This is a genomic window from Nostoc flagelliforme FACHB-838 (genome assembly GCF_014698065.1).
Classification (GTDB): Bacteria; Cyanobacteriota; Cyanobacteriia; order Cyanobacteriales; family Nostocaceae; genus Nostoc; species Nostoc flagelliforme_B.
In genome coordinates this window covers 1-10,248 of record NZ_JACJSI010000210.1, presented here as the reverse complement: position 1 = coordinate 10,248, position 10,248 = coordinate 1, and the positions used below count along the sequence as shown (strand labels likewise).

The window sequence follows — 10,248 nt, the reverse complement described above, 5'->3', positions numbered from 1 at the left end:
CTTTTAGCACAGGCATTGCCGCTTGTTTTACCGAAGTTTTAGCTTGCAGATAAAGGAATTGCGTTATTCCATCAGCGTCTTCCCCATCCTCGACTTGGGCCCATAGAGAACAAACTAAATCGAGTGATTCAAAATTGCCGAGATTGAATTTTCTGGAATAGCTAACAGATACAGTTGTGAATTTCATTTTGGTTATCAATTTTCTTCATTAGTATCAACCATTTCAATGCTGAGTCTTTGGCATAAATTCTCAGCTTTTACACCGATAATTCCTGGCTCTATTTCGGTAGATAATTCCTCGATAATTGAATGAAATCCAGGGTCTTGATCATTGATTTCAACCTCAATCAAACCTGCATTATTCGATATAACAGTTGCCCAGCTTGGGCTTTGCTTGAGGAATACTGGTTGCATAGAGTTTCATACTTCTAATTCCTGATTAAACTTGACCTCAACGATTTCTTCCACGCACCCCATTGCCTCACCCAAATAGTGCAAAACATCGGCTAAATGAGTTGCTGCTTCTGGGTCAATCTTTTTATCAGCAATCAACAAGAGCCAGTTTTCATCTTGGGTAATCGCCTGAATATTTACGTAGCACGAGTTGAACTGCTTCAGTATTTCTATCGGTTCCATTGGTTTATCCGATGAGTTGCACTGTTCTATTCCGATAAACTGATAATTTAGTTTTGCTCCTAGTGATACAGGTGGGACTTCCTCCCCACCCGTTTCTTTACGCTGCAACTAAATCTTTCGCTTGTGGACGTATCTCTTTAACCGCTCCCACTCGTCACTCGTTAACGCATCAAATTCTTTATCCAGTAACTCTTCTTGCGTAGGCAGTTGTTCTGATGCCGTTGTTGATACTCTTGCCACATTCAGGAAATCGTCTAGTCGAAGTGCTGCATCAACCGACTCGGCGTATCGAAAAGAATCCACTCCGTTAGACCAGTGGGTAATATGCTGAAATATCACCCCAATCATCGAATGACTCTTATAGACCCGATAATTTCTGTGGCAAGCGCCGTCAACATACACAAGTTTGTATCCAAGGATTTCCATAACCTCTGCATTGGGGTCGGTTGGAGGCAACAGTATCTTGTCAAGAGACTCTTTCAACTGAGTTTGTTCAAGAGAAAGTGGGCTAATCATATTTCGTATGCCATGATTTGAATTGTCATAAATCCTGTTGTAAGGCGATTGCATTTCTCTTAGAGAAGTAACCGCCCTTTCTCACTTCTAGGACTAAGGATTCCTTACACCTTTGCATTCGCATCTGTAGCAGGTAGGAGAATTTCCTTCTGACAGCCACCTACTTGAAGTAAGAGGTTACTTGCTGCACTTTATGTCATGATTATGTTTACTCGAGACTAAGTCTTTTTGGCGATTGCAATTCTTTTGGTGTGCAATCGCCCTTTCTCACTTGCAGCAACTAAGCCGCTATTGTCGCTCTGACTCCCAACGATGCAATCACTTGTTCAGCACTAGCAGCCACACGATTGAGTCCGTACTGTCTGGGTCTTGCGTACCAACCCTCTTCATCCCAACCAACGAAGCCAACTAACTTGCCCTGGCGATAGACTTTCGTACTAAATACTAGATAGTCAATCTCACCGTGGTACAAACCGAAAACAGTGCAAGCTTCTTTCAACTCGGACTCCAAGCGCTGATTCCGTTCTCTCGGTGTTTCTGGTAGAGTCGCTTTTACCTCTGCAACTCTTGTAGCGAACCAGTTGCGATCAAAGGGTAGCCGTCCACCACCGACTAACTGCACCCATACTGTGATTCCGCCTTCGATCCAGATGGTACGCACTGTTTCGGGTTCCACTTCGATAATCTCGCCAATGATGCGACGGTCACGAGATGTCAGAGGGTCTTGGGTTGGGGCTACAACTTCGGCTTGAGTTTCGAGGTGGATGTCAAGTTCAGCTTGGGCTGTGGCTTGCTCGTCACGAGAAGAAGTGGGAATTGCTTGCTGTGTATGTGTTATGTAGGTCATAATATTGATCTCCATTCAGTTGGATAAAAAGCGATCGCACAGTTTGCGAGACTTGGGGCGGTCGTCTTTTTGCTTTCTAGATATAATCTAGCAAATAATCTAGATTTAGTCAAGATAAAAATCTAGATTGTTAAGTTGCCTTAAAATAAGGCTTGCAGAGATTATTCTGGATCAAGAGTATATTGTTGATAAAGACCAACAGAAAAATATGCCTGCAAACAAAAAGCCTGAGACGCAAGGACGAATTGCCCAGCTAGGTATCAAAATAGATGCCGAGTTATACGAGAAGTACAAAACAAAATTGAAAGAAGATGGTATATCGATTACGGAAGATATCGAAAACCACATGAGGAATTATATAGGCGAGATGATTGTCCACAGCAATGTAGTGGATATAGTCAAGCTAGTTGAGGATGTAGAAGTCTTGAAGAAAGTTTTGGGGGAGTTACAACCGGGCTGGCAAGAGAGAATGAGCAACTTAAAAGTCAGTTAAAAGCCATGTCATCTCAAATCGACAATTTGGTTCAAATAATGAAAACTTCACCCCCTCTTGACAGGGGGTGAAGCATTTTTAACGTATGCCATTTTATTCTAGAAACTTTTCTTGATTTAAAGCTAGCTCGGTGTTAGATTTTAAGTAGCCACATATTTAGTGGCTGCTTAATTTTTTAGGCAATCACACGAATGCGAATAACATTTGCTCACACACTTGCTCTCCGCACTTGAAACGCGAGGTCAACAAGACAAGCATTTGCTTGCCTTCTTATCAGTAGACCGTAAAATGCCATGCTGACATTAGAAGCCGAACAAACATTAGCACTCGACTATACCAAATTAAACAACGGTATCCAAGATACCTTTGCCGCCATTGATCGTTTCGAGTGGCAAGCAATAGATGAACTGCGCCTTATGCGAGACAAAGGCTATTACTTTGATGGTGGACATGAGAGCTTTGAAGACTATTGCAAGAACGAGTTAACCAAACACGGAGGATATCGCCGGGTCAGAGATTTGCTGTCTGCAAAGAAAGTAGTTGATACGCTGCCTAACGATTTAAAGGCGCATATTACCAAGCCTTCCCAAACTCGCCCCCTACTTCGTTTGGTTAAAACTCCCGATAAGTTACACGAAGCTGTTGCGATCGCAGCGAAAGAAAAACCCTTCCCCACTGCCGCCGATTTTGCTTTTGCAGTACAGAAGGTTGTTCCAAAAAATACGTCAACCACTAGAACTAATAGCACAAAACAAGAAAAAGTCAAAACGCAATTGTGTAATTCTGTCACTGTTTCTTCCCTTTGACATCCTCGTTATGGGGAATCGGGAGTGATTGAGGCAGACGCTGCAAATCGCTGGCAGCAGATTGTGACTTTTCCTGATGGTGAAAGGCTTTTGGTCAACAATGCTGATTTGGATGCCCCAAGCGTTCCATTCCCCAGAGAGCAAACCTATCCACCAGAATACACAGAAGCGATCGCTGCACTCAAAGAACAGCACCAGCAAGAATTAGAGCGCTTACAGCAGGAGTTGAGAATCGGCCTACAGTCAGAAGCTACAGCCAGAGCCGAAGAACAAGTACAAGAACAACTCTTGACCTTGCAAAACCTGTACAAGCAGCAGAGGGAGCAGAATATCCAGTTACAGCAGCGTTTGGATGAGATGGAGGGGTTACGAAAACTGGAGATTGAAAATCAACAACTCAAGCAGCGTATTCAGGATTTGGAAAACGCTGTAGAGCAACGTCCTTCTCTACGAGACGCTGCGCGAACGCAACAGTGGGGAAATACCATGACCCAGCAGGCGACTAAAGCGTTGAAGAAGCAGGTGAAACAAGCCCTAGAGAAAACTATTGACCTGCGATCGCTAGCTGTTGAGCCACCCAAGGAGAATGCCCAGGAATGTCTGCGACTCATGGGCATGGCGTTGAAGAATCTCGCCAGTGCCATGAACAATACCCAAGCGTTGGAAGCTGCGGCGATCATTCTGGGGAGTGAGCCGACACCAATTGCGATCGCTTACCGAGCCGAACAATTGTCAATGTTGCCCCAAGCGGTTAGTGAGATTAGGGCGGTGCTTGCAAAACCTGGGTGTACTTGGCAAGAATTTTGGAATGTTGCTCAAGAGTACGAACTGATTAAATCAGACTATTGGGCAGAATTGACCACCCAAGAGACTGATTTAATTACTACTCTCCAAAAAGCATCTTCTCAACCAGACACCATTGGCTTTGGTTCTATCGTTGCTCACGCTGACCCATACCGTACTTTGTATGTCGAGAGGGGTGAAGTCGTAGAGGATTTAGGCGAAGAGTTGGTGGTTGCCTGGGATTGTTGGAAGGAGCAATCGAAAAAGGCTGATAGGTATTTTCGAGACGAATTGCGATTTTGGAAGGGCGAGAAGCAGTAAATAAAGACTCGCTTTGAGAATAGCCGAGAAACTTAAACGCGGCATTGCAACCATGCCGTTCATATTGTCATGCAAATTTAGGAGGAAATATGACTACAGCGTTAAAAGCAATCAAAGGTGGGAACAAACAGCGAAGTGATCGTAAACAAGCTTCAGAAGATAAATCGATTAGACCACATTGCAAAGTATCGATTGAGGATATCAACTGGGTTCGTCAGCAACCTCCATCTGTGCAGCAGCTTTGGTTAGATAGCGTGGCGGCTGAACAATTTGGTGGTTCTGCCCATAAACTCGATACTAACCTCACCTACAAATCTCTGCAAAAAGCAGGGGCGGCGTTAACTGCCCAAGGACTGTTCCAGTTTGAGGAAGTGTTTGGTCGCTTGCCCTCTGCCTTGCTCAAAATGCATCATTGATTCCACTTGCGGATACTCAATGGCATTCACCATTGTTGAAACTGATAATTCAACAGTACTGATGATATGATTGGCTCCAGCGATACGTAACGGTTCAGCAAAATCGGGGTGGCGCATCCGACTTAAAATATGGGTGACACCGTAGTGTTTTGCAAGAGTCACCATTGCCAAGTTTAAGGCATCACTTCTCAGAACAGCTGCCAAAGAGTCGGCTTTGCGAATCCCAGCTTCTAACAATACTTCTGTACTCACAGCACTGCCTTCAAAAGCCATCGCGCCTACTTGTTCGCGGGCATAGCGGCAAGCGATAGGGTCAATGACCTAGCAAAATCAGAAGCAGGTGTAGTGTGTGGCGTATTAGTAAACGTTGGCTGCAAGGGCTGGGATTAGAGTTTTGGTTGCCTCTACCACTGGTAGCGATCGTGTTTTGGCTTGGCTGTAGTTTCATCGCTGCTCAAGAGTTAAGGCAACCCTACTCCACCGAGAAAAAACTTCAGTCAGATACTCAGCTTGAAGCACGGGTATCAGTCAATGTATTGCTCATTAACGCCGCCGTCAACCGAACCAAGAGAATTACTCAAGTAGAAGTGGAAACAGCAGACCCCATCCTGAAGCGATTGGAATTAGAACTTCCAACAATAGAATTCAGCCAAATAGAAGCGACAATTGCCCAACAACTAGGGCTACCCCGTCAGGATGTGAGGAAGTTAGTGCGCTATGAGGTTGTGGACTAATATTAACGATATATTCAGGCTAATAAAGTACACAGGAAATTAACTATAGTTGAAAAAGTTATAAAAGCTGATTATATAAACTTTCTGACCTCCTGATTTTTATTTTCAATACGTTCTGCCTTGGTTTTCAATGTTTGATTCATGGCTTCAAACCCTTGGCGAACGTCAATATTTAATCGACGAGCTAGCAGAGGTACTAGTAAACCCTGGAAAGATTCTTGCTGAATGAAGCGAACGCGTAGGCGTAGCCCGTCGTAGACATCGCTTGCTAGCGGTTCAATGATAAAACTATGTTCAACGTCAAATAACCCTGGGATCAAAAAGTGCCATAACCAGCGCAGTTTCCGATTAGGTTCTACCGTAATCACCGTAGGTCGAAAGGTCGCAATATCTCTACCCGGAGGCTGAAAGTGAACAGTTAGCTGTGCCCCTTCACTCAGCAAACCACTAATTTGACGAATAAACAGATTCCAATGTGGAAAACTGGCAAAATCAGTAAGTAAGTTCCAGACTTGCTTATCAGATGCCTGAATTTCAATTTCAGTGTAGATTTTCATGGGTATGAGTTGATATAAAAACCAGAATTAAAACGGTTATTCCTGCTAAAAACAACTCCATGTATTCTATTCCTAGCAATCGACTAACCCAAAAATTACGGGTGAAGGCAGGCAGATAAAGCAGGGGAACTATGGTAAGAAAAGAACTAAATTTTCCTACCATAAAATAAATCCTACAAAGCTTCTTTGATGAACTACGAGTAAACTAAATTTTTTCTTGTAAAACATGATGAATACTATTTGTAAAAAACTCACGTTTGAACAGAAAAATCTGGTGGTTGCTAGACAGTTGTGAAGAAACTACCGACCAAGCACAATCAAATCTGCTCCCCAACTCCGGGCTAAATCACAGATGTTAGTCCCAGGATCTCCTGTTTGATAACTGGATTCTGCCATAATGCTCTGTGTTTTCGCTTGCAGATAGTACAACTGGAGTAAACTTTGCCTTGTTATATTTCTATTTCCAGGTCTACTAGATTTACAGTGACTTGACTAAAAGTTGCTAGGTCAATGCTGTGACAAATCATTAACTGAGCAGCATCTCTTTGGGCTAACTCTAGCACTTTTGCAAACACTGTTGCAGTAGCCGATGAATCATCGACCGCTATTAAAATCTCCTTATACCAATTTAATGTGAAGTTACATATTTCTTGATCCCCCTAAATCCCCCGATAAATTGGGGGACTTTGATATGATAGATGTTTTTCCGGTTCCCCCCTTGTTAAGGGGAGCCAGCGCGGTCTTGGGGGTTTCCCCCATGAGCGACTGGCGTGGGCTAGGGGGGATCGAATTATATGCAGCTTCATAAAAAATTAGTATTAAAGCTCATCTCCAACTCCAATAATCAATTACTTCATTCCAGAAATGTTGTCTTTTAGCTTGAGGGACAAATGTGATTTAAAAGTGAAATTAGTAGGATAAACGATTTATTCACTTTTCGTTCACATTTATCAGTAATCCTGGGAAAGAAGCAGAGAAACGAAACTAACTCAACTGACACTTAAAAGGAATATCCGACCTAATACGGTTCATGGTCACACTAGAAAACTACAGTTTTTTACTATTTAGAGATTAATAAAGCTTCGTTTTAAACTTACTGATTTTTATAGGAGATGTTGTGATGAATTTCAGCCCCGTTAAAAATGCAACCGGCATCATTTCTACCCATCATGCTGCAACACAGGTGCTTGATGAACTCAGAGCAATTGACTTTCCTATGCAGAAAATTTCTATGTTCACTTTAGACTCTGAAGACAAAAAGTTGCACGAGGAAAATAAAACAGATAAACATCCCATAACTCCTATCGAAGGTGCTAAAGCAGGCGCAATTACAGGAGGAACAACCGGGGGCTTCCTGGCACTAACAGCCGGACTTGGCGTATTAATTATTCCCGGTTTTGGCCCAGCATTAGCGGTTGAATCTGTGGTGGGTACACTGCTAGCGGGTGGAGTGAGTGCGATTTTCGGCAGTGTTTATGGTGCATTTCAAGGTTGGTTTGCTCCCGAAAGGCAAGCTAGACTCTGTGAGGCAAGCATCTGTCAAGAAGAATTTTTAGTGAAGGTAGAGGGAACAGCAGATGAAATCTGGCAAGGGGAATCGATTCTCAGTTGTTGGGGTGTACGGGAATGGCATATTTATGAACTTAGCAAAAGATTCCCGTAATAACACCAATTTCAAAAAAGAAAGATACAGATTCAAACAGAGAAACCCAGATTAAATCTGTTAATTACTAATTATTTTTTGGAGACTGAGATGACAATAGCTGGTTTTACCAACTTGAATAACTTAACCGCATTTCTTTGCTTTCTAGCTAAAAGTAATTAGTTTACCGAAAAAGATTAGGTAACAAATAGGTCGCCCCAGTATATAAAAGGTAAAAGGCAAAACCGAAAAACAAGGTATTCAAAACGGTGGCTACATAGCCTAAGCACATTAATATACCGTCAGATTCAATAGTTGCAACCGCCAAGAGTAACATTCCCACAGCAGGAATAGGATTGGTAGCAGGAGGATATGGCGACATTAGTAATATTGCTAACCAGGTGAGACATATTCCATTGAACCGCCAAGTTAATGGATTTTCGGCAACCTTCTGAAAACGCGGACGGGAGATTTTTTCTAAGACTTTGGTGACACGTTGTAAATTTTTCAACAGTGTTTGAGCAAACCAATTAGGGAATTTAAGGCTGGCAATTTTTTTTGGCAGCCACGGTGTACGCCTCCCCAAAGCCATCTGTCCTGACATCAACAAGCAAGCTATACCAAGAGGAGTGCTTAATCCCGGTGGCGTAGGTATCAAAAATGGTAACACCAACAATGCAATCACTAAGTTAAAACCCCGTTCTGAGGTTTCTAAAATCACGTCACCCAGAGTCAGAGGTTTTTCAGCTAAATGTTGCAATAATGACTTTATATCTTGAGAAAATTTTAGGGTCATAAAGCTTCAGGTAATGGGTATTGATCAAATAATTCATCAAACTTTACTGTAATCCAGACCCGTACTTTTGTGTCTGCATATTTTGGCATCAGTATTTTAGTGATTTTCTGGTAGTAATATTAGCCGCATTTATGATTAAGCAATACTATGTTTACGGAAGTTTAAACTCATACATTAGTTGTAAGTGAATCAAATAAGACAGAAAAATAAGTAAAAAACTAGAGAATTTAAATCATAAGCTGATGCGCGTCTAAAGTATATAAACACTCTTGATGGTCATTAACTGTTGACGGCTTTTCGGTTAATAGTCATCAGGTAAATGTACTAATTTTATGCGTAACAGCTTAGAGCAGATAAACTGAAGCTTATTCCTCAGGCCCTAGAAACTTATTGCTGCCGCCAATTGGTCAGAGACTATGAACTTCTGCCGGAAACATCCGAGACGTTTATTTACCTTGCTATGATTCGCATCATGGTACGGCGACTGGCATAAAATTTGACCCCTAAAAACTTTTTAAACACCCTCTTAGACGTTGCTGGACTTCTAGCACGGTTAGTTGATGTAATAGCTCACCTTCATAACGATGTAAGTGTATTACTTTTTTGCCATCGAATAATAATTTGAGCAAGGTTAGACATCGCCAAAGCTAAATTTCTTTCAAAGTCAGCCGCGGCCAAGTGGTTTGCCGTATCTGTTATACCACGCAATTCAATATAAGATTTTTGGTTGAAAAGACTCGCTCTTGCCCCTCCCGCGCCTTCCCATGCAACTGCAATGCAATCAGTTGATTGAGCCAATTCCTGACTTCTTTCAACTGTAATAATATCTTCATCACCACTAGCGACTGCCCCAAAATGCAATTGAAAATTTAACTGCTGTTTAGTTAGGTTTTGTAAAATTTTAATGACTTGGAGATCGCTAGCAAAGCGAGGTAAGGGACGGCTGACAAACTTAAGGTTATAATCATGCTCAACAATTTCAGTTGCTGCCACAACATCGCCAACTGCTAATGAACTTGATAACGCCCCCGCTGCACCAGCACACATCAGTAGCTCAACGTGCGGTAACTCAGAGAGCAAGTATTGTGCTTGTATGCCGAATTGAGTTTTGCCATGTCCCCCTTGGGCAATGAATAAGTCAAAGTCACTAAACTCCAAAACCTCTAAATTACCTAAATATAGCTTTTGTGCTTTTAGCCCTGCTTGTTTTAATTCTTGAACAAGAAAACAAAGTTCTTCCTTTAGGGGTGTAACAATTACCATCTTCATTGTCAACCTAAATTTTACTTGTATTTAGCCCTTTTATGTTAGTGGTTTCCAAAAAAATAATCGTAGCAAAACACTGAAATTTTTAGCTAATTAATCTTTGAGCTTTTGTTTCGGAGTTATTTTAGGGGAAGACAAAATAGCTTCTAACAGCTACAGGGTAAACCCGAATTTCTCCTCCCTTGGAGGTCGCGTCGCCTCAGATTGCCGAAAACGTGTCAGAGAAAGAGAGAGACTTGCCTACGGCAACTCTATTTCTGAGGAAAACCCACTTATTGCTGTTTCTACACTTGATCAACTTGCCATTGCTCAAGTTTCCTCTAAGAATACTATTCTTTGGCACTTGAATTTAAGATAATCACCTCAATAATTACTAGATGTTAATGCAATCTTTACAGCTTTTTAACTTCTGCTTATACAAACAAAGCTATATTG

16 protein-coding genes and 2 pseudogenes are annotated in these 10,248 nt (G+C 42.0%); 7 read left to right on the top strand and 11 right to left on the bottom strand.

Annotated elements, in window-relative coordinates:
* The 5 genes from H6G97_RS37590 to H6G97_RS37570 form a co-directional block, all read right to left on the bottom strand.
* The coding region (locus H6G97_RS37590; RefSeq protein WP_190945788.1) for a hypothetical protein at nucleotides 1-187 on the bottom strand (187 nt) is incomplete at its 3' end.
* An 8-nt stretch (nucleotides 188-195) separates the two neighbouring features.
* A complete protein-coding gene (locus H6G97_RS37585; RefSeq protein WP_190945787.1) occupies nucleotides 196-414 on the bottom strand; it encodes a hypothetical protein in 219 nt (72 codons plus the stop codon).
* A gap of 6 nt (nucleotides 415-420) precedes the next feature.
* Entirely contained in the window at nucleotides 421-744 is a 324-nt protein-coding gene (locus tag H6G97_RS37580) for a hypothetical protein (protein WP_242055825.1), read from the bottom strand.
* Nucleotides 745-1,152: a hypothetical protein gene (locus H6G97_RS37575; protein WP_242055824.1), complete on the bottom strand. Its 408-nt coding sequence runs from the start codon at nucleotides 1,150-1,152 to the stop codon at nucleotides 745-747. It lies immediately after the preceding gene.
* 280 nt (nucleotides 1,153-1,432) lie between these two features.
* On the bottom strand, nucleotides 1,433-1,999 hold the full coding sequence (locus H6G97_RS37570) for a hypothetical protein (RefSeq protein WP_190945786.1): 567 nt from the start codon (nucleotides 1,997-1,999) through the stop codon (nucleotides 1,433-1,435).
* A gap of 208 nt (nucleotides 2,000-2,207) precedes the next feature.
* Here H6G97_RS37570 and H6G97_RS37565 point away from each other — a divergent pair, with 208 nt between their 5' ends.
* From H6G97_RS37565 to H6G97_RS37555, 4 genes are all read left to right on the top strand, one after another.
* Nucleotides 2,208-2,492 (top strand): hypothetical protein, encoded by a 285-nt coding sequence (locus tag H6G97_RS37565; protein ID WP_190945785.1) that lies wholly within the window; start codon nucleotides 2,208-2,210, stop codon nucleotides 2,490-2,492.
* Between the two features lie 293 nt (nucleotides 2,493-2,785).
* Nucleotides 2,786-3,298 (top strand): hypothetical protein, encoded by a 513-nt coding sequence (locus H6G97_RS53630; RefSeq protein ID WP_242055823.1) that lies wholly within the window; start codon nucleotides 2,786-2,788, stop codon nucleotides 3,296-3,298.
* Between the two features lie 24 nt (nucleotides 3,299-3,322).
* Nucleotides 3,323-4,402, top strand: coding sequence for a hypothetical protein (locus H6G97_RS53625; protein ID WP_338421927.1), 1,080 nt, complete (start codon nucleotides 3,323-3,325; stop codon nucleotides 4,400-4,402).
* Between the two features lie 89 nt (nucleotides 4,403-4,491).
* Nucleotides 4,492-4,818, top strand: coding sequence for a hypothetical protein (locus H6G97_RS37555; RefSeq protein WP_242055822.1), 327 nt, complete (start codon nucleotides 4,492-4,494; stop codon nucleotides 4,816-4,818).
* On the opposite strand, the pseudogene H6G97_RS37550 reads toward H6G97_RS37555, so the two are convergent.
* A pseudogene (locus H6G97_RS37550) lies at nucleotides 4,777-5,136 on the bottom strand (potassium channel family protein); the annotation flags it as partial. The gene H6G97_RS37555 and the pseudogene H6G97_RS37550 sit on opposite strands and share 42 nt — an antisense overlap.
* A 29-nt stretch (nucleotides 5,137-5,165) precedes the next feature.
* Here H6G97_RS37550 and H6G97_RS37545 point away from each other — a divergent pair.
* Nucleotides 5,166-5,552, top strand: a complete 387-nt coding sequence (locus H6G97_RS37545; RefSeq protein WP_190945784.1) for a hypothetical protein — start codon at nucleotides 5,166-5,168, stop codon at nucleotides 5,550-5,552.
* Between the two features lie 71 nt (nucleotides 5,553-5,623).
* Here the strand turns inward: H6G97_RS37545 and H6G97_RS37540 are convergent, their stop codons facing one another.
* The 3 genes from H6G97_RS37540 to H6G97_RS56230 all read right to left on the bottom strand — a co-directional run bounded on the left by H6G97_RS37540 (nucleotide 5,624) and on the right by H6G97_RS56230 (nucleotide 6,723).
* Nucleotides 5,624-6,109, bottom strand: coding sequence for an SRPBCC domain-containing protein (locus H6G97_RS37540; protein ID WP_190945783.1), 486 nt, complete (start codon nucleotides 6,107-6,109; stop codon nucleotides 5,624-5,626).
* A 300-nt stretch (nucleotides 6,110-6,409) separates the two neighbouring features.
* Complete coding sequence (locus tag H6G97_RS37535; RefSeq protein WP_190918391.1) at nucleotides 6,410-6,505, bottom strand: universal stress protein; 96 nt, start codon at nucleotides 6,503-6,505, stop codon at nucleotides 6,410-6,412.
* Nucleotides 6,506-6,558: 53 nt separating this feature from the next.
* The gene (locus H6G97_RS56230) at nucleotides 6,559-6,723 is read right to left on the bottom strand and encodes a universal stress protein (RefSeq protein ID WP_422394248.1); all 165 of its coding nucleotides are present in this window, start codon (nucleotides 6,721-6,723) and stop codon (nucleotides 6,559-6,561) included.
* Nucleotides 6,724-7,229: 506 nt separating this feature from the next.
* On the opposite strand from H6G97_RS56230, the gene H6G97_RS37525 reads away from it, so the two are divergent.
* Entirely contained in the window at nucleotides 7,230-7,772 is a 543-nt protein-coding gene (locus H6G97_RS37525) for a hypothetical protein (protein ID WP_190945782.1), read from the top strand.
* Between the two features lie 163 nt (nucleotides 7,773-7,935).
* On the opposite strand, the gene H6G97_RS37520 is transcribed toward H6G97_RS37525, so the two are convergent.
* On the bottom strand, nucleotides 7,936-8,547 hold the full coding sequence (locus H6G97_RS37520) for an exopolysaccharide biosynthesis protein (protein ID WP_190945781.1): 612 nt from the start codon (nucleotides 8,545-8,547) through the stop codon (nucleotides 7,936-7,938).
* Nucleotides 8,548-8,944: 397 nt separating this feature from the next.
* On the opposite strand from H6G97_RS37520, the pseudogene H6G97_RS37515 reads away from it, so the two are divergent.
* Nucleotides 8,945-9,040, top strand: a pseudogene (locus H6G97_RS37515) (IS5/IS1182 family transposase); the annotation flags it as partial.
* A gap of 83 nt (nucleotides 9,041-9,123) precedes the next feature.
* On the opposite strand, the gene H6G97_RS37510 reads toward H6G97_RS37515, so the two are convergent.
* Nucleotides 9,124-9,816, bottom strand: a complete 693-nt coding sequence (locus H6G97_RS37510) for a 5'-methylthioadenosine/S-adenosylhomocysteine nucleosidase family protein (RefSeq protein WP_190945780.1) — start codon at nucleotides 9,814-9,816, stop codon at nucleotides 9,124-9,126.
* Between the last annotated feature and the right edge of the window lie 432 nt (nucleotides 9,817-10,248).

Coding starts and splice junctions, on each gene's coding strand:
- H6G97_RS37585 (WP_190945787.1), bottom strand. CDS start 414: ATGCAACCAGTATTCCTCAAGCAAAGCCCAAGCTGGGCAACTGTTATA.
- H6G97_RS37575 (WP_242055824.1), bottom strand. CDS start 1,152: ATGATTAGCCCACTTTCTCTTGAACAAACTCAGTTGAAAGAGTCTCTT.
- H6G97_RS37570 (WP_190945786.1), bottom strand. CDS start 1,999: ATGACCTACATAACACATACACAGCAAGCAATTCCCACTTCTTCTCGT.
- H6G97_RS37565 (WP_190945785.1), top strand. CDS start 2,208: ATGCCTGCAAACAAAAAGCCTGAGACGCAAGGACGAATTGCCCAGCTA.
- H6G97_RS53630 (WP_242055823.1), top strand. CDS start 2,786: ATGCTGACATTAGAAGCCGAACAAACATTAGCACTCGACTATACCAAA.
- H6G97_RS37555 (WP_242055822.1), top strand. CDS start 4,492: ATGACTACAGCGTTAAAAGCAATCAAAGGTGGGAACAAACAGCGAAGT.
- H6G97_RS37540 (WP_190945783.1), bottom strand. CDS start 6,109: ATGAAAATCTACACTGAAATTGAAATTCAGGCATCTGATAAGCAAGTC.
- H6G97_RS37535 (WP_190918391.1), bottom strand. CDS start 6,505: ATGGCAGAATCCAGTTATCAAACAGGAGATCCTGGGACTAACATCTGT.
- H6G97_RS37525 (WP_190945782.1), top strand. CDS start 7,230: ATGAATTTCAGCCCCGTTAAAAATGCAACCGGCATCATTTCTACCCAT.
- H6G97_RS37520 (WP_190945781.1), bottom strand. CDS start 8,547: ATGACCCTAAAATTTTCTCAAGATATAAAGTCATTATTGCAACATTTA.
- H6G97_RS37510 (WP_190945780.1), bottom strand. CDS start 9,816: ATGAAGATGGTAATTGTTACACCCCTAAAGGAAGAACTTTGTTTTCTT.